A 17,200-nucleotide genomic window follows, 5' to 3' on the forward strand; every position below is an offset into this window, starting at 1 on the left:
CAGCCTGTCGTGCTGTCCGGCCTTCTGTTTTTTTTCGGGGGAAATCATGCCCGTCCTGTGGATTATTTTGATCGTACTTGCGCTCGCCGCAGTCGGTTACGTATTGGGCAGCCGCCGCGCTTTGCAGCAGGTGGATGGCGATATACGTCAACTGCATTCGCGCCCAAGTTACTATGGCTGGAACGTCGCGCTTTATGTCATGGTGCCGTCGTTCATCGTCATGCTTATCTGGCTGCTTGCCCAGCCGCTGATCGTGGAACGGTCGGTTTCCCGTTATCTTCCGGACGAGGCCATCTCCGAAGGTGAAAGCCGCGGTCTGGTGCTGAACCAGGTTGGTCAGGTCGCAGGGACCTTGCGCGCCGCGATCAATCAGGACGTGCTGACGCGCCCCGAGGCGCTGAGCCTGACGGTCGACGATCAGGACCGTCTGGACCTGATGCGCGAGAACGGGCTCGCCCTGCTGACCCAGCAGCCGATCCTTGATGCGGCCCAGCATAACCTGCGGATCACGCAGGCCGGTGCGACCTGGCTGAGCATCATCGTCATTCTGCTGTCGGTCGGCGGACTTGCTTACGCATTATGGCGCACCAACCCGGAGTTCCGGGCGCGAAATGTCGTGGAGCAGGTGATCCGGTATATCCTCATCGGCTGTTCCTCCATCGCCATCGCGACCACTGTCGGTATCGTGCTGTCGCTGGTCTTTGAATCGATCAACTTCTTCCAGCTTTATCCCTGGACGGATTTCTTCTTCGGAACCGAATGGACGCCGAGCTTTGGCGGCGGCTCCGAACTTGGCCTTCTGCCGCTTCTCTGGGGTACGCTTTATATCTCCTTCATCGCGCTTCTGGTGTCGGTGCCGATCGGTCTGTTTGCGGCGATCTACATGTCCGAATACGCCTCGCCGCGCGTTCGTTCCTTCGCCAAGCCGATGATCGAGGTGCTGGCGGGGATCCCGACCATCGTTTACGGTCTGTTTGCACTTGTGACGGTTGGTCCGCTGCTGCGTGACTGGATCGCACAGCCGCTGAACCTTGGCGATACCGGGTCTTCGGTTGCGACGGCGGGCATCGTGATGGGCATCATGCTGATCCCCTTCGTCTCCTCGCTGTCGGACGACATTATCAACTCCGTGCCGCAATCGCTGCGTGACGGCAGCCTCGGCCTTGGCTCCACCCATTCGGAAACCATCCGTCAGGTGGTGCTGCCCGCTGCCCTGCCAGGCATCGTCGGTGCGGTTCTGCTGGCCGCCTCGCGTGCCATCGGTGAGACCATGATCGTGGTGCTCGGCGCCGGCGCAATGGCCCAGATCGACGTCAACCCGTTCGAGGCGATGACGACGATCACGGTGAAGATCGTGGGTCAGCTGACGGGCGACAACGACTTTGCCAGCCCTGAAACGCTGGTGGCCTTTGCCCTTGGCCTGACGCTGTTCACCATTACCCTCGCGCTCAACATCGTAGCGCTTTACATCGTCCGCAAATACCGGGAGCAGTACGAATGACCGATACGACCCCAGAATTCGCCCCGGTCGATCCGTCCCGCCGCGAAGCGAAATCGCTGCTGGCCGTTGACGCCCGCACCCGCCGCCGCAATGCTGCCGAAAGCCGCTTCAAGGCTTACGGCATCGGTGCCATCGCCATCGCCATCCTGGCGCTGGCCTGGCTTGTGATCACTATTCTGTCGGACGGGCTTCCCGCCTTCCGCCAGACCTACGCGACGGTGCCGGTCACGCTGAGTGCCGAGGTCGTCGACCCGAAAGGCAATCGCGACCCGGCCGAGATGTCCAGCGTCTTCACGCTGAGCTATGGACAGCTGCTGACCGATGGCATCAAGACCTATCTGGCGGAGAACAGCATCGATATCCCGAACCTGAGCGACACGGATATCGCGGATTTCTTCTCCGATCAGGCGCGTACGACCCTGCGAACACAGGTGCTGACAGACCCGGAGATGGTCGGTCAGACGGTTGAGGTGCCGGCGCTGACCTCCGCCCGTGTGGATGGCTATTTCAAGGGCCGCGTCACGATGGAGCAAGCCGCGATCGACTCCCGCACCAGCCCCGAACAGCTGATGCTGGCCGACGCGCTCAAGGATCGCGGCGCGCTTGAGACGAAGTTCAACTGGGACTTCATCACCAATGCCGACGCCTCTGAAACCCGGCCGGAGGCTGCGGGTCTGGGCGTCGCCATCATCGGCTCCGCCTATATGATGCTGATCGTGCTGGCGCTTGCACTGCCGATCGGCGTGGCCGCTTCGATCTATCTGGAAGAGTTCGCGCCGCAGAACCGCTTCACCGATATTATCGAGGTGAATATCTCCAACCTCGCGGCGGTGCCGTCCATCGTGTTCGGTATTCTGGGGCTCGCGGCCTTCATCAACTTCGCCGGTCTGCCGCGATCCGCCCCGGTCGTGGGCGGTCTGGTGCTGACCCTGATGACGCTGCCGACGATCATCATCGCCACCCGTGCCGCGCTGAAGGCGGTGCCGCCGTCGATCCGTGATGCAGCACTCGGCGTCGGGGCATCGCGCATGCAGACGGTGTTCCACCATGTGCTGCCGCTGGCGCTGCCAGGTATCCTGACCGGGACGATCATCGGTCTGGCTGGTGCGCTTGGCGAAACCGCGCCGCTGCTGCTGATCGGGATGGTTGCCTTTGTGCAGGACATCCCATCGGCCCCGCCTGCCGGCTTCTTCGAACCCGCCTCGGCTCTGCCGGTGCAGGTTTATAACTGGACCAACCGGGCGGACCCCGCCTTCTTCGAACGGGCATCCGGCGCGATCATCGTGCTGCTGCTCTTCCTTCTTTGCATGAACCTGCTGGCCATCTATCTGCGCCGCAAGTTTGAACGCCGCTGGTAAGTAGAGTGGCTGGGATGGATATCATGAACGATATGAGCATTGTGGAGCGCAACGTGACGCAGGACGAGATCAAGATCACCGCGCGGGCCGTGCAGGTCTATTACGGCGATAAACACGCAATCAAGGATGTCGATGTCGACATTCTCGACAAGACCGTCACTGCCTTCATCGGCCCGTCGGGCTGCGGCAAGTCGACCTTTCTGCGCTGCATCAACCGCATGAACGACACCATCGACGTCGCGCGCGTCGAGGGCAAGATCGAGATCGACAGCGAGGACATCTACGACAAGCGTGTCGACCCGGTGCAGCTTCGCGCCAAGGTCGGCATGGTGTTCCAGAAGCCGAACCCGTTTCCGAAGTCGATCTATGACAACGTGGCTTACGGCCCGCGTATCCACGGCCTGTCGCGCAACAAGGCGGAGCTTGACGAGATCGTCGAGAAATCGCTGCGCGGCGCGGCCCTGTGGAATGAGGTCAAGGATCGCCTGCAGGAACCCGGCACCGGCCTGTCCGGTGGCCAACAGCAGCGTCTGTGCATCGCCCGCGCCGTTGCGACAGCGCCGGAAGTGCTGCTGATGGACGAACCCTGCTCGGCGCTTGACCCGATTGCGACCAGTCAGGTCGAGGAGCTGATCGACCAGCTTCGCGAGAATTTCTCGGTCGTGATCGTGACCCACTCCATGCAGCAGGCGGCGCGGGTCAGCCAGAAAACCGCCTTCTTCCACCTCGGCAACCTCGTCGAGTATGGCGACACGGACGATATTTTCACCAATCCGCAGGACCCGCGGACCGAAAGCTATATTTCCGGCCGTATCGGCTGACCTTCAGGAGCGCGTGAAATGAGCAATGAAACCAGACATATCGCTTCGGCTTTCGACCGCGATCTGGAAACCATTCAGGCCCTCGTGGTGCGGATGGGCGGACTTGTGGAGACCGCGATCACGGACTCCGCAAGGGCGCTGGAAACCTTTGACGAAGAACTGGCGGAGCAGGTGCGCCGCCGCGACAAGGAGATCGACGCGCTCGATCTTCAGGTCAATGAGGAGGCGGCGCGGCTGATCGCGCTGCGCGCTCCGACGGCGACCGATCTGCGGCTGGTCCTGACTGTCATCAAGATCTCCGCCTCGCTGGAGCGGGTCGGGGATTACGCCAAGAACATGGCAAAACGCAGCCATGTTCTGTCGCAGATGCCGGTCATTGACGGCACCGGCATGGCGCTGCGCCGGATGGCGGTGACGGTTGAGCGGATGCTGAAGGATGCGCTTGACAGCTACATCCAGCGTGATGCCGATCTGGCTGCCGATGTCCGCGACCGCGATCTGGAAGTGGACCAGATGTATAATGCGCTGTTCCGCGAATTCCTGACCTATATGATGGAAGACCCGCGGCACATCACGGCCTGCATGCATCTGCATTTCATCGCCAAGAATATCGAGCGTATGGGCGACCATGCCACGACGATTGCGGAACAGGTGATCTATCTTGTCACTGGTGAGCTTCCGGAGGACGCTCGTCCGAAAAAGGACAGCGTGGTTCGTACGCCGGTGGCCCAGGACGAGGAATAAGAACTATGTCGGCCCGACAGACTCCCTGTGTTCTGGTTGTCGAAGATGAGGGCGCGCAGCGCGAGGTTCTGAAATACAACCTCGAGGCTGAGGGCTTCGACGTCGTGACCGCTGAAAACGGCGATGAAGCCCTGCTTCTGGTTCAGGAGGAGCAGCCCGATCTGATCGTGCTGGACTGGATGCTGCCCAATGTCTCCGGGATCGAGATCTGTCGGCGGGTCAAGGCTGATCCGGACACCCGCCAGATCCCGATCGTCATGCTCTCTGCGCGCGGCGACGAGGTCGACCGGGTCCGGGGGCTGGAGACCGGGGCCGATGACTATGTCGTCAAACCCTATTCCGTGGTCGAGCTGATGGCCCGGCTGCGCACCCAGCTTCGCCGGACCCGCCCGGCCACGATGGGCGAGCGGCTGAGCTATGGCGATATCATCCTCGACGCGGGCGAACATCGCGTGTTCCGCGCCGGTCAGGCCCTGCATCTGGGCCCGACCGAATTCCGGCTTCTGTCGACGCTGATGGAAAAACCGGGCCGTGTCTGGACCCGCGAGCAGCTTCTGGACCGGGTCTGGGGTCGCGACATCTATGTCGATACCCGCACCATCGACGTGCATGTCGGTCGCCTGCGCAAGGCGCTGATGGCCAATGGCGGCGATAATCCGGTGCGCACCGTGCGCGGCACGGGTTATTCGCTGGGTTGAGCCGGGGCTGCGGGGTTTTCGCAGCTATGCGCAAAGGTAAATTAAGCTTCTGTTTGCACAACGTTTCATCGGGTCGTGCAGCCCGGTTTGTGCCGTCGCGCTCGGTTTGAGACCGTTTAAAGCGCACGTCGGGCAATCCCAATGGCAGACATAAAAAAGGCCCCGCATGCGGGGCCTTTTGGCATATATGTGGCGCCGCTCAGACGATGGTGGCTTCGGTCGCCTTGCGGACGTCGTCTTCGGAAACGCCATCGGCGGTTTCGACGATCTTCAGCCCGCCATCGACCACGTCCAGCACGCCGAGATTTGTGATGATGCGGTCGACAACGCCTTTCCCGGTCAGGGGCAGGGTGCATTCCTTCAGCACCTTTGACTCGCCATGCTTGTTGGTGTGATCCATCACCACGATCACGCGACCGACACCGGCGACGAGGTCCATTGCCCCGCCCATGCCCTTCACGAGCTTGCCCGGGATCATCCAGTTCGCCAGATCGCCGTTCTCGGCCACCTCCATCGCACCAAGGATCGCAGCCGCGATCTTGCCGCCGCGGATCATGCCGAAGCTGGTGGCGCTGTCGAAATAGGAGGTGCGCGACAATTCGGTGATCGTCTGCTTGCCCGCGTTGATCAGATCGGGGTCTTCCTCGCCCTCATAGGGGAAGGGGCCCATGCCAAGCATCCCGTTTTCGGATTGCAGGGTGATGTCTTTGTCGCCGACATAGTTCGCCACCAGCGTCGGGATGCCGATGCCGAGGTTCACATACATGCCGTCTTCAAGTTCCTGTGCGGCGCGTTCGGCCATTTGGTTGCGGTCCCAACCCTTCTGTTCCCCAGCCATATCAGGCCTCCTCACGCTTGCGGGTGGTGCGCTGTTCGATGCGCTTTTCGTGATCGCCCTGAATGATGCGATGCACATAGATGCCGGGCAGGTGGATCAGATCCGGGTCGATGGAGCCGCGCGGGACGATTTCCTCGACCTCGGCCACGCAGACCTTGCCACACATGGCGGCGGGCGGGTTGAAGTTGCGCGCGGTCTTGCGGAAGATCAGGTTGCCGGTGTCGTCGGCCTTCCACGCCTTGACGATGGAGAGATCGGCGAAGATGCCCTCTTCGAGGATATAATCTTCCCCGTTGAATTGCTTGACCTCTTTGCCCTCGGCGATGACCGTGCCGACGCCGGTCTTGGTGTAGAAACCGGGAATGCCGGCGCCTGCGGCGCGCATGCGCTCGGCCAGCGTGCCTTGCGGATTGAACTCCAGCTCAAGCTCGCCGGAGAGATATTGGCGCATGAATTCGGCGTTCTCACCGACATAAGAAGACTGCATTTTTTTGATCTGCTTGGTGTCCAGAAGCTTGCCAAGGCCAAACCCGTCGACGCCGCAATTATTGCTGGCGACGGTCAAATCCTCGACGCCGCTGCGCACAAGCGCGTCGATCAGAAGCTCGGGAATGCCGCACAGGCCAAAGCCGCCTGCCGCGATATGCATGCCGTCAAACAGCAGCCCGTCCAGCGCCGCGTCGGCATCGGGGTAGATCTTTTTCATCTTCTCCTCCGGAATTGTCAGAAAGGTTGTCGCAAGGGGGGCAGGCCGTGTCAACGTGCGGTAGCGGTAGCAGCGCGTCGGCGCGGAAGCATTAGAGCCAGCGAGTTGAGGTCGTTTGCACGTCGAAAGACCGTCAAGGACGGGCAGGTCGGGATTATAACGTTTGGCGTTGGCTTATTTCACCGCTTTTTCACGATATAGCTGTCATGGCGACTGGCTGTCCGGGCAACGCGATACCGAACGATTTCCAGATCGTCGGGAAGCAGTGCTTCTACCGCATCCTTAAGCAGGAATGTTACACCCCAGTCGTCGGTCACCGCATTCTCGACCCCTTTCAGATCGCCCTGATAGGTGATTTCCTTGAAGGGCTGGAAGAACACGGCGTCATTTCGCAACCCCTTGATCGCGGCGCTTAGGAAGCTATCGCGCGTCCAGTGATCGTCGCCGGCGAAACGGTCGTATCTTGGGCTGGGAATATTCCTGATAATCCTCGATGCGATGTCGTGGGGTCCGTGCGTTGAAAAAAAGAAATATCCTCCTTTGGCCAGGCAGCGAGAAATTTCTGCGAACCATTTCGCTGCTGCCGTAGTGGAGAAATGGGTCCAGATGCTCTTTGCGATGACAAAATCGAAGAAGCCGTCTGCGAAAGGCAATGGCGGATTCTGCTCATTGGTCACGGCGTTTACGTTGGGTAAAGTCTCTCTGACAAACTCGATTGACGGTGCTGAGGGATCGGAACCGTATAGATCCAGACTATCGGAATAAGCGTAATCCAGAACTGCCAGATTTCGTCCGCTACTGCAGCCGAAGTCCAGGAATCGACCGCTTAGCGAAGCGCCTGCCTCCAGAAATTCATGCAGGACAATATCGAGGTTCTGGAAATCATAGAAAATCGGGTATCGTCCCGGAATATGGTGTGTTCCAGCTTCGGGCCGGACAATATTCAGTCCCGCCAATTCCCGTTGCTCGGGCGGTGCGTTTATTAACCATTCTGAAAGCCGGTCAACGAGCAGGGCATCCGATGACATGTCGGGAAGATCACGCAGCCCGGAAATCTTGTGCAGTTTCGCTAACACCGCAGAGGTTGAGACTGGGGAATAGTCTGTAACTCGTTCGAGGATTTTTCCTTTCTCGAACCTGATATAATCAGAGAAATCAGAGAGAAATTGAGAAAACTCGTTCTGATAATCCGGGGTTTGGGAATTGACCATCGTATCCTCTGCCTTAATGAATGATCGATCTGAACTATCGATCGGGCTTTCAGGCGATAAAGTCACCCGCTTTGAGAGACTAGTCAATCTGCGCTGAAAAACTGAGAGAATATACGTTCTGTTTCCCTGGGCGAGCGGCCATCCGTTTTGTTTACAAAACTTATGAGCTAAGCGAATCGCGCGGCCTTCCATGCAGGGCAACCCTATTCAGGTTCCTTCGCGTCGAGTGCCGCGATACGTCGCTGGGTCTCGGCCCGGAAACGCAGGTTTTCGACGAATTGCTTGCGCTCGCGATGCTTGATGAAGATCACCGTGGCGACGCTGCCGATCAAGGCGGCGCCCATTTCGAACACGAGATCGACCACAACATCGACGGCGAACTGGTCGAAAGCGTTGTCGAATTTCGTAGCCAGAACCTTTGAAAGCGCAACCAGCAGTACGGCCACCACCAAAATCCACCAGAGATGGCGCGAGCCGAGGCTTTCCCGGTCGCCGATCAGCGACATCAGTTCTGGGTTATCGCGGAGGTAACGCACCTGCTGATCGGTCAGCTGAGATGCGTCCTCCACGAGCAGCAGCGCGTCGAGATCGTCCTCATTCACGGCAGATACTCCGTTCAGATGGGTGTGTCCGGCAATTGCGGCTTAACCTTCCGTGTCGTCAGACGCTTTCTTCGCGGCGGCCTTGCTGGCGGTTTTCTTGGCCGCCGGTTTCTTCGTCGCCGCCTTTTTCGCCGCAGGTTTCTTCGTGGTTTTCTTTGCGGCCGCCTTCTTCTTCGGCGATTTCGCGGCCTTGGCGGCGATCAGTTCCAGCGCCTTTTCGAGGGTGATATCGGCGGGGTCGAGATCGCGCGGCAGGGTTGCGTTGATTTTTTCCCATTTGACGTAAGGACCGTATCGGCCATTCATCACATTGACCGGCCCGCCATCGGGGTGATCGCCCAGCTCCTTCAGCGGGGTTGCCGCTGCCGCGCGGCCTCGGGTCGGCTTGGCGGCCAGCACCTCGACGGCGCGGTTCATGCCGACGGTGAACACCTCTTCGACATCGGGCAGATTGGCGTATTTCTTGCCGTGTTTCACATAAGGGCCGTAGCGCCCGATTCCGGCCTCGACCAACTCGCCATCCTCGGGATGCGGGCCGATGGGTCGGGGCAGGGCGAGCAGTTTCAGCGCCTGTTCCAGATCGACATTATTCGCGTCCCAGCCCTTGGGGATGGAGGCGCGGGGCGGTTTGGGCTGATCCTCCGTCGGTTCGCCCCGCTGCACATAGGGGCCGAAGCGGCCGGTTTTCAGGCTGATCTCGTCGCCCGTATCGTGGCCAAGCACACGGTCGCCCACGGCTTCTCCCCCATCCGGGGCGGAAAGCGGGCGGGTGAAGCGGCATTCCGGGTAGCGTGAGCAGCCGATGAAGGCCCCGCCCGACCGCGCTGTTTTCAGGTTCAGCCGACCCTGATGGCAGAGCGGGCATTCGCGCGGGTCGCCGCCATCTTCACGCGGCGGATAAAGATGCGGGGCAAGCGCGTCATCGATCGCCTCCAGCACCTCGGTGATGCGGAGTTCGGAGGTGCCTTCGAGTGCTGCCGTGAAATCCCGCCAGAAACGCCGCAGCACCTCGCGATAGGCGCGGTTGCCGGAGGAAATATCGTCAAGCTCCGTCTCCAGATTCGCGGTGAAATCATAGGAGACATAGCGCGGGAAATACTTCACCAGAAACGCGGTAACGAGCCTGCCCTTATCCTCCGGGATCAGGCGGTTCTTGTCCTTGCGGACATATTCGCGGTCCTGAATCGTGGTGACGATGCTGGCATAGGTGGAGGGGCGGCCGATGCCGAGTTCTTCCATCTTCTTGACCAGCGTAGCCTCCGTGTAGCGGGGCGGGGGCTGCGTGAAATGCTGGCGGGCGGCGGCGGTCTTGCTGTCATCGACCAAGACGCCCTCTTCGGCGGCGAAGGCGGCGATCTTGCGGGCAGCTTCGCCCTCGCTGATCTGGGGCAGGCGGTTGCTGTCCTCGCCATCGTCGTCGTCGCGTCCCTGATCGTAAACGGCAAGGAAGCCGTCGAACATCATCACCTGACCCGTGGCGCGCAGCCCGACCTGACCGTCGGCGCTGGCGATTTCGACCGTGGTCCGTTCCATCCTTGCGGCTTCCATCTGGCTGGCCACTGTCCGCTTCCAGATCAGGTCGTAAAGCGCCCGCTGATCGCTGGCCGAGATGCGCAGCTTGTCTGGCGACAGCGACATATCCGTGGGGCGGATACATTCATGGGCTTCCTGCGCGTTCTTTGCCTTGTTCTTATACATGCGCGGCGATTTCGGCAGGTAGTTCTCGCCGAAACGCGACTTGATGACGTCGCGGGCGGACATGACCGCCTCGGGCGCCATGTCGATGCCGTCGGTCCGCATATAGGTGATCAGCCCCGCCTCATAGAGCCGCTGCGCCGTGGACATACAGGCCCGCGCGCCCAGGCCCAGCTTGCGCGACGCCTCCTGCTGGAGGGTCGAGGTCATGAAGGGCGGCCACGGGTTGCGCGTGGCGGGCTTGGCGGTGACGCTGCTGACCGTCAGATCGCGGGCGTCGATGGCGGAAAGCGCCAGACGCGCCTTCTCGGCGGTCGGAATGTCGAAACGTTCCAGCTTGTCACCGGCGAGGCTGACGAGTTGGGCGTCGTATTCCTCGCCCGAAGGCGTGGCCAGACGGGCGTGGACGGACCAGTATTCGCGGGGCTTGAACGCCTCGATCTCCATCTCACGTTCAACGATCAGGCGCAGCGTGACGGACTGCACGCGCCCTGCCGATTTCGCGCCGGGCAGCTTGCGCCAGAGGACCGGGGACAGGTTGAACCCGACGAGATAGTCCAGCGCGCGGCGCGCCAGATAGGCATCCACCAGATCGCGGTCGATCTCACGCGGCTTGGCCATCGCGTCGGTCACGGCGTTCTTGGTGATCGCGTTGAAGGTCACGCGGCTGACCGACTTGCCCTTTTTCAATGCCGGGGCCAAAGCTTCCAACAGATGCCACGAAATCGCCTCCCCCTCGCGATCAGGGTCGGTGGCGAGGATCAGCGCGTCGTCGCCCGACAGCGCGTCACGGATCGCCTTGAGGTGTTTTTTCGAATCGGAGGCGACCTCCCATCTCATGTCGAAATCGGCGTCGGGATCGACCGAGCCGTCTTTCGGGGGCAGGTCGCGGACATGCCCGAAGGAGGCTAAAACGGTGTAGTCGTCGCCCAGATATTTGTTGATCGTCTTGGCTTTAGCAGGCGATTCTACGACGACGACAGGCATGGCGGACCTCATTGCGGATTCGGCGCGACAACATGGGGGCGGTTTGCTGGCGTGTCAACGGGCGGCGGCGCAGTTGCTATGTCCGGGATGGGCTCAGGGCGAGCTTTCCCCCGGCGAGGCGGGACAGTTTCCCCTCGATCTCCAGCTTCGAGATGATGGCGGTCGCGGTCGACGCGGGAATGCCGATATCGCGGATCAGCATATCCTCGTCGATCGGGCTGGGTGAAAGCCGGGACAGGATTTTCCGCGCCACCCCGGCTGTATCGGGGCGTGTGCGGGGCGGCAGGGGCAATTCCGGCCTTGCGGGTGCGATCTGCGCCGCAAGATCAGGCGGCAACCGCTCCGGCGCGACTATGCCTTGAGCCATGTCATCGGGTGCTTTTTGAACCTCCGCCAGCGGCAAGGCGGCCAGAATATCCTCCGCATTGCGGATCAGCATTGCGCCGTCACGGATCAGCTGGTTGCAGCCACCAGCGCGGCCATCGACAGGGTGACCGGGCACGGCGAGCACCTCGCGCCCCTGATCGAGCGCGTCTCGCGCTGTGATCAGGCTACCGGACTTCGCCGCTGCCTCCACCACCACCACGCCACGGCTGAGACCGGAGATGATACGGTTGCGCATGGGAAAATGCCGCGCCATCGGGGCCATGCCGGGGGGCTGTTCGGAAATCAGGCAGCCCCTGTCGCAGATCATCGCCGCGAGCGCTGCGTTTTCTGGCGGGTAGATCACATCGATGCCGCCCGCCATGACGGCGACAGTTCCGGTCTTGACGCTAGCCCCGTGCGCCGCGCTGTCAATGCCGCGGGCGAGGCCGGAGACGATGATATATCCCGCCTCGCCAAGCGCACCAGCGAGGCCGCGTGCCATGCGCAGCCCGAGGGACGAGGCATTGCGCGCCCCGATCAGGGCGATGGCCGGTTTTGACAGCGCTTCGGCGTTGCCCTTCACCCAAAGCACCGGGGGCGCGCCAGCAATGCTGCGCAGCAGGGCCGGATAGTCGGGCGAATCGCAACGGATCAGACGCGCGCCTGCCTTATGGCCTGCCCTGAGTTCGGCGGTGGCGGCTTTTTCGGGACAAGGCTCATAGCCCTTCACCCCGGCTTTCTTCGCGACATCCGGCAACGCATCAAACGCGGAGGCGACGCTGCCGTGTTCGGCGATCAGGCGATGAAATGTCACCGGGCCGACCCGCCGTGAGCGAATGAGACGGAGAAAGAGAAGATCGTCTTCCTTCGCGGAGGAGGGTGTGGGGGGAGAGTTGAAAGAAAACAACCTGAATCTCAGCTCCGCCTCATTCCCCGCCCGTTATTGTCGAAAATAGTTAAGAAAGTGTTAGCGAATCCGGGTCGGTTTATTTTCCTTGCGGTAGGCGGCAGGGGTCATACCGTAGACGCGGCCAAATTCGCGGTAGAAATTTGATCTGGTGAGGAATCCGGAACTGGTCAGGATGCTCGTGACATTATCGTCGCTTTGGCGCAGCAGCTTCGCCGCATGATCGAGGCGGAAACCGTTGACATATTGCGACAGGTTCATCCCGGACGAGTTGTTGATCGCTGCCGACAGGTTGCGCACAGGGACATGCAGCCGGCGGGCGAGGCGTTGTGCGCTCAACTCCGGGTCGAGATAGATCTGGGTTTCGGTCAGAAGCGCGCGGGCGGCGGCCTCCAAACGTTCCTCATCGGTTGTGCGCTCCGCTTTCCGGGGTTCCGTGGTGTTACCGTCGAGAAACCGGGGCAGGGCGATCAGCAGGAGGATCAACGCAGCTATGATGAGCATCGAACCCAGCGTAATAAGTGTTGTCGCCTGTCCCGCGCGGCGCATGGCGAAGCTGACCGAAATGGCCGAATCGATCACCAGCAGGACCAGCAGCAGCCCGATACCCCAGAGCATCCAGTCCGAAATCCTGCGCGCCATGCCAAAACGGGCGAGCGGAAGCGCGTCGGGTCCGCGCCGCCACAGCCTGAACAGAAGGATCGCGTATGTCAGGTAGCTGAGGCTGATCGCTGCATCCATGGCGGAAAGGCGTGACGGCATGAGTTGTCCGGCGAGGACGACGATCGCCACCACGCCGAAATGCCGTGCGGCAAGCGGGCCGAGCCGATCCTCGGGCGTGGCGAGGGCCATGAAGCCCAGATACAGGCTGGGGCCGGTCAGCAGCGGCAGGATCGCTTGCAACAGGATAAAGGTTTCGATGCTGTAGGCAAAGCGCAGCGCCACCAGCAGCGCCGTCAGGGCCAGTTCTGCGAAAAGCAGCGAGAAGAATCTGGGGGTCCATCTCGATCCCGGATTGAGCCGCCAGACCAGAATGGCAAGCAGCAGGCAGAGCAGGGCCGAGATCAACGGCAGTGGCAGGCTTGGCAGGGAACCCTGTGTCATATGTCCTCAATTCCGCTGTGGATGTCCTGAAACAGGTTTCAGGACAGGATTTGCGGGTCGGATCCGTTGTTTTCCCGTGGTGCTTCTTCACACTGGGGGAGGCAAGGAGAAAGCTTCAGGAGCAAGACGATGTCACATAAGATCACATTCGCCGCCGCGTGTCTTTTCGCGACCAGTGCGGCCACATTGGCCGAGGATTACAAGACCGGGCTCGTTCCCGTCTCCGTCGCGGATGCCGAACGACCGCTGGAGGGGTTTGTTTGGTATCCGACCCTGAGCGGTGAGACGCCGAAGGAGCTTCTCGGCAATCAGGTCTGGCAGGGGATCGAGGCGGTTGAGGCAGCCGAGGCTGCGTCCGGCGCGTTCCCGTTGGTCGTGATGTCGCATGGCATGTACGGCAATGCGCAGAATCAGGCTTGGCTGGGGGCGGAGTTGTCGCGACGCGGATACGTCGTTGCGGCGATCAGTCATCCCGGAACGTCGACATGGGCGCGTGATCCCGATGATGCTCGGGAGTTGTGGGAGCGACCGCGCGATATCAGCCGTCTGATAGATTATCTGCTGGAAAACGCTCCGGCTGAGATCGACGCCGAGAGGATCATGGCGACGGGGCACTCGCTTGGCGGATATACAGTCGTCGCACTGGCAGGCGGGCGGTTCGATCCGGTTCAGTTCGATGCCTTCTGCGAGGGGCAGGAAAACGAGCTTGTCTGTGGCATCATGGATGACTGGAATGTCGCGAAGACGCCTCAGGACCGCGAGGAGATCACGCAGGATCTGTCCGACCCGCGAATCGATGCTTTTGCCGTGTTCGATCTGGGCGGTACGCAGGCGTTTTCCGCCGAGAGCCTCGCTGCGATAGAAAAGCCGATGCTGGTGTTCGGCGCGCCGAGGGACGTGGCGGGTACGGCGCTGGATCTCGACGTCGAGTCCCGCGCGCTCGTAGCGCGGTTGCCGAAGGGGAACGTCACCTATCTGGAGCCGGAAACGCTGTCGCATTTCGATTTTCTGGGCGAATGCACAGAGCAGGGGCTTGATATTCTGAAGGAGGAGGAGCCGGAGGATATGTTTGTCTGCGAGGACGGCATTGCCGAGCGGCGCAGCGATCACGCAATGATCCTGACCGAGGTGCTGCGGTTCTTCGCAGAGCAGTGATCGCAGGTCCGGCGGCGCTATGCCGCCGAGCCTCCGACCGTCAGCCCGCCGATCATCAGCGTGGGCAGGCCGACGCCGACCGGCACCCACTGGCCCTGCTTGCCGCAGGTGCCGATGCCGGGGTCCAGGGCTGTGTCGTTGCCGATGGCGCGGATGTGTTGAAGCGCCGTCGCGCCGTCTCCGATCAGGGTCGCGCCACGGATGGGCGCGCCGATCTGGCCGTTTCTGACCCGGTAAGCCTCGGTGCAGGAAAAGACAAACTTGCCGTTGGTGATGTCGACCTGACCGCCGCCGAAGCCGACCGCATAGATACCGTCCTTGAGATCGGAGAGGATCGCGTCCGGGCTTGCCTCGCCCCCCAGCATGAAAGTGTTGGTCATGCGCGGCATCGGTGCGTGGGCATAGCTTTCGCGACGTCCATTGCCAGTCGGCTGAACCCCCATCAGCCGCGCATTCTGACGGTCCTGAAGATAGCCGACCAACACGCCGTCTTCGATCAGGACATTGCGTCCGGGGGCAGAGCCTTCGTCATCGACGCTGATCGAACCGCGCCGGTCGGGGATGGTTCCGTCGTCGATCACGGTCACGCCGGGGGCGGCGACCCGCTGACCCATCAGACCGGCGAAGGCCGAATGGCCCTTGCGGTTGAAATCGCCTTCCAGCCCGTGACCGACCGCCTCATGCAGCAGAATGCCGGGCCAGCCGGGGCCGAGGACGACGTCCATCACCCCGGCCGGGGCCGGTTCGGCACCGAGATTGACCAGTGCGATGCGCAGCGCCTCTGCCACCTGCGCCTGCCAGAAGGCTGGCTCCAGCAGGCCGCTGAGCGAAATCCGTCCGCCACCGCCTGCGCCGCCGGTTTCGCGCCGGGCGTTATCCTCGACAATGACTGCGACATTCAGTCGCGCCATCGGCCTTATGTCGGTGACGAGCCCGCCTTCGGGACGCAGGATCGCGACCTCCTGAAGGCTGGTCGCGATGGAGACCGTGGCCTGCACCACGCGCGGATCGAGATCGCGGGCATATGCGTCAATTTCACGCAGCAGCGCGATGCGGGTGGCGATGTCGATCCCCTGTGCCGGATCGGCGCGCGCATAAAGAGGGGTAATATCCGCCTGTGGTGGCAGGGCGAGGCTGCGGCCATCGTTGCGAACCGCGAGGCGCACTGTTTCCGCTGCCCTTTTCAGTGCTGGCAGGGTAAGCTCGGTCGAATGGGCGTAGCCGGTGACTTCGCCCGCGACGGCGCGCAGGCCAAAGCCACGGCTGGCGGTGTAGCTGGAGCCGCGCAGCCGCCGGTCGTCATAGACCAGCGTTTCGGAGTGGGACCGTTCGACGAAAAGCTCACCATCATCGGCGCCCGCTGTGGCGTCGCGCAGCACGGCAAGTGCGGCGTCATGGTCAAAGTGATTCTCGAACGGCTGAAATGCGGCGCTTGTCATGATCTGTTCCGAAAAGATGATAAAGTAGGTTATGACTGGCAGCAGGCCTTGGCATGTGCTGTCTTGTCGCAGGCGGGGTTTTATGGTTGTAAACGGAAAAAGTTGGACTCGAAAGGGCGGAGACCTCGGTTGTGCCCCAAGACGAAAACGGCAGGTAACGGCAAGGGATACTCGGATGGTGGCTCCAGCAATGATGCGCCGCGTAATGGCGGCAGGTATGGGTGCAGCAGCGATGCTGGCGTCGGGCGCGGCATTCGCGCAGGACGTGCTGGGGGATCTGCCCGTGATCGGCAAGCCCGAGCCGCGCGGACTGGGTTTTCAGGAAGCGGTCAGCCCGCAGGCCTATGACCAGCAATGGCTGGACCATTACGTCCTGATCATCATCACCGTCGTCACGGTCTTCGTCTGTGCGCTGCTGCTGTGGTGCATCTTCCGCTTCAACCGCCGTGCGAACCCGACACCGGCGCGGTTCAGCCACAACACCCCGATCGAGATCACCTGGACGCTGGTGCCGATTCTCATCCTGATCTCCATCGGCGTGTTCTCGCTGCCGATCCTGTTCCGTCAGCTGTCGATCCCGCAGGATCCGTCGGTGGTCATCAAGGCCATCGGCCACCAGTGGTACTGGTCCTATGAGTACCCGGATGAAGAGATCGCCTTTGATGCCTTCCTGCTGCCGAAGGAAGATCTGGCGGCGAATGGCTATGCCGAGGATGAATATCTGCTGGCGACCGACAATCCGGTCGTGGTCCCGGTCGGGCAGGAAGTGCTGATGCAGTTCACCGCCACCGACGTGATCCACAGCTGGACGATCCCGGCCTTTGCCGTGAAGCAGGACGCGGTTCCGGGCCGTATCGCGCAGATGGCCTTCACCGTGGAGAAAGAGGGCGTCTATTTCGGCCAGTGTTCCGAGCTTTGCGGGATCAACCACGCCTATATGCCCATCGTTGTCAAAGCTGTCGCGCCGGAGAAATACGCCGCGTGGCTGGAAGGCGCGAAGGTGGAATTCGCCGAGGCCGATCTGAAAGACGCCCAGCCGATCCAAATGGCCGCGCGCTGATCGGAAGG

Annotated in this window: 15 protein-coding genes; 7 read left to right on the top strand and 8 right to left on the bottom strand. The window is 61.5% G+C overall.

Annotated features, from left to right (window positions below; genetic code table 11):
• The first annotated feature begins 46 nt into the window (after window positions 1-46).
• The 5 genes from pstC to phoB are packed head-to-tail and all read left to right on the top strand — an operon-like array spanning window position 47 to window position 5,122.
• A complete protein-coding gene (gene pstC, locus PAF12_RS01955) occupies window positions 47-1,501 on the top strand; it encodes a phosphate ABC transporter permease subunit PstC (protein ID WP_271108339.1) in 1,455 nt (484 codons plus the stop codon).
• Window positions 1,498-2,859: a phosphate ABC transporter permease PstA gene (gene pstA, locus PAF12_RS01960; RefSeq protein WP_271108340.1), complete on the top strand. Its 1,362-nt coding sequence runs from the start codon at window positions 1,498-1,500 to the stop codon at window positions 2,857-2,859. Before pstC ends, pstA begins: the two co-directional genes overlap by 4 nt.
• Before the next feature lie 23 nt (window positions 2,860-2,882).
• On the top strand, window positions 2,883-3,680 hold the full coding sequence (gene pstB, locus PAF12_RS01965) for a phosphate ABC transporter ATP-binding protein PstB (protein WP_271109629.1): 798 nt from the start codon (window positions 2,883-2,885) through the stop codon (window positions 3,678-3,680).
• Window positions 3,681-3,698: 18 nt separating this feature from the next.
• A complete protein-coding gene (gene phoU, locus PAF12_RS01970) occupies window positions 3,699-4,424 on the top strand; it encodes a phosphate signaling complex protein PhoU (RefSeq protein WP_271108341.1) in 726 nt (241 codons plus the stop codon).
• 5 nt (window positions 4,425-4,429) lie between these two features.
• Window positions 4,430-5,122, top strand: a complete 693-nt coding sequence (phoB, locus tag PAF12_RS01975) for a phosphate regulon transcriptional regulator PhoB (protein WP_271108342.1) — start codon at window positions 4,430-4,432, stop codon at window positions 5,120-5,122.
• Window positions 5,123-5,321: 199 nt separating this feature from the next.
• Here phoB and PAF12_RS01980 read toward each other — a convergent pair whose 3' ends face one another.
• The 7 genes from PAF12_RS01980 to PAF12_RS02010 form a co-directional block, all read right to left on the bottom strand.
• Window positions 5,322-5,960 (bottom strand): CoA transferase subunit B, encoded by a 639-nt coding sequence (locus tag PAF12_RS01980; RefSeq protein WP_271108343.1) that lies wholly within the window; start codon window positions 5,958-5,960, stop codon window positions 5,322-5,324.
• A gap of 1 nt (window position 5,961) precedes the next feature.
• A complete protein-coding gene (locus PAF12_RS01985) occupies window positions 5,962-6,666 on the bottom strand; it encodes a CoA transferase subunit A (protein ID WP_271108344.1) in 705 nt (234 codons plus the stop codon).
• Window positions 6,667-6,845: 179 nt separating this feature from the next.
• The gene (locus PAF12_RS01990; protein ID WP_271108345.1) at window positions 6,846-8,069 is read right to left on the bottom strand and encodes a bifunctional 2-polyprenyl-6-hydroxyphenol methylase/3-demethylubiquinol 3-O-methyltransferase UbiG; all 1,224 of its coding nucleotides are present in this window, start codon (window positions 8,067-8,069) and stop codon (window positions 6,846-6,848) included.
• Between the two features lie 11 nt (window positions 8,070-8,080).
• The gene (locus PAF12_RS01995; RefSeq protein WP_271108346.1) at window positions 8,081-8,479 is read right to left on the bottom strand and encodes a hypothetical protein; all 399 of its coding nucleotides are present in this window, start codon (window positions 8,477-8,479) and stop codon (window positions 8,081-8,083) included.
• 42 nt (window positions 8,480-8,521) lie between these two features.
• Window positions 8,522-11,161, bottom strand: coding sequence for a type I DNA topoisomerase (gene topA / locus PAF12_RS02000; protein WP_271108347.1), 2,640 nt, complete (start codon window positions 11,159-11,161; stop codon window positions 8,522-8,524).
• A 76-nt stretch (window positions 11,162-11,237) separates the two neighbouring features.
• The gene (gene dprA / locus PAF12_RS02005) at window positions 11,238-12,434 is read right to left on the bottom strand and encodes a DNA-processing protein DprA (protein ID WP_271108348.1); all 1,197 of its coding nucleotides are present in this window, start codon (window positions 12,432-12,434) and stop codon (window positions 11,238-11,240) included.
• A gap of 60 nt (window positions 12,435-12,494) precedes the next feature.
• Window positions 12,495-13,538, bottom strand: coding sequence for an AraC family transcriptional regulator (locus PAF12_RS02010; RefSeq protein WP_271108349.1), 1,044 nt, complete (start codon window positions 13,536-13,538; stop codon window positions 12,495-12,497).
• A 129-nt stretch (window positions 13,539-13,667) separates the two neighbouring features.
• Between PAF12_RS02010 and PAF12_RS02015 the strand changes: the two genes are divergently transcribed.
• Window positions 13,668-14,693, top strand: coding sequence for a prolyl oligopeptidase family serine peptidase (locus PAF12_RS02015; RefSeq protein ID WP_271108350.1), 1,026 nt, complete (start codon window positions 13,668-13,670; stop codon window positions 14,691-14,693).
• A gap of 17 nt (window positions 14,694-14,710) precedes the next feature.
• Here the strand turns inward: PAF12_RS02015 and tldD are convergent, their stop codons facing one another.
• Window positions 14,711-16,132, bottom strand: coding sequence for a metalloprotease TldD (gene tldD / locus PAF12_RS02020; RefSeq protein ID WP_271108351.1), 1,422 nt, complete (start codon window positions 16,130-16,132; stop codon window positions 14,711-14,713).
• 175 nt (window positions 16,133-16,307) lie between these two features.
• Between tldD and coxB the strand changes: the two genes are divergently transcribed.
• Window positions 16,308-17,192 (top strand): cytochrome c oxidase subunit II, encoded by an 885-nt coding sequence (gene coxB / locus PAF12_RS02025; RefSeq protein WP_271108352.1) that lies wholly within the window; start codon window positions 16,308-16,310, stop codon window positions 17,190-17,192.
• Window positions 17,193-17,200: the final 8 nt, after the last annotated feature.

The organism is Paracoccus sp. SCSIO 75233, from assembly GCF_027912675.1.
Classification (GTDB): Bacteria; Pseudomonadota; Alphaproteobacteria; order Rhodobacterales; family Rhodobacteraceae; genus Paracoccus.

Excerpts from the sequence above, each read along its gene's own strand:
- pstC (WP_271108339.1), top strand. The coding sequence starts at position 47 with ATGCCCGTCCTGTGGATTATTTTGATCGTACTTGCGCTCGCCGCAGTC.
- pstA (WP_271108340.1), top strand. The coding sequence starts at position 1,498 with ATGACCGATACGACCCCAGAATTCGCCCCGGTCGATCCGTCCCGCCGC.
- pstB (WP_271109629.1), top strand. The coding sequence starts at position 2,883 with ATGAACGATATGAGCATTGTGGAGCGCAACGTGACGCAGGACGAGATC.
- phoU (WP_271108341.1), top strand. The coding sequence starts at position 3,699 with ATGAGCAATGAAACCAGACATATCGCTTCGGCTTTCGACCGCGATCTG.
- phoB (WP_271108342.1), top strand. The coding sequence starts at position 4,430 with ATGTCGGCCCGACAGACTCCCTGTGTTCTGGTTGTCGAAGATGAGGGC.
- PAF12_RS01980 (WP_271108343.1), bottom strand. The coding sequence starts at position 5,960 with ATGGCTGGGGAACAGAAGGGTTGGGACCGCAACCAAATGGCCGAACGC.
- PAF12_RS01985 (WP_271108344.1), bottom strand. The coding sequence starts at position 6,666 with ATGAAAAAGATCTACCCCGATGCCGACGCGGCGCTGGACGGGCTGCTG.
- PAF12_RS01990 (WP_271108345.1), bottom strand. The coding sequence starts at position 8,069 with ATGGAAGGCCGCGCGATTCGCTTAGCTCATAAGTTTTGTAAACAAAAC.
- topA (WP_271108347.1), bottom strand. The coding sequence starts at position 11,161 with ATGCCTGTCGTCGTCGTAGAATCGCCTGCTAAAGCCAAGACGATCAAC.
- PAF12_RS02010 (WP_271108349.1), bottom strand. The coding sequence starts at position 13,538 with ATGACACAGGGTTCCCTGCCAAGCCTGCCACTGCCGTTGATCTCGGCC.
- PAF12_RS02015 (WP_271108350.1), top strand. The coding sequence starts at position 13,668 with ATGTCACATAAGATCACATTCGCCGCCGCGTGTCTTTTCGCGACCAGT.
- tldD (WP_271108351.1), bottom strand. The coding sequence starts at position 16,132 with ATGACAAGCGCCGCATTTCAGCCGTTCGAGAATCACTTTGACCATGAC.
- coxB (WP_271108352.1), top strand. The coding sequence starts at position 16,308 with ATGGTGGCTCCAGCAATGATGCGCCGCGTAATGGCGGCAGGTATGGGT.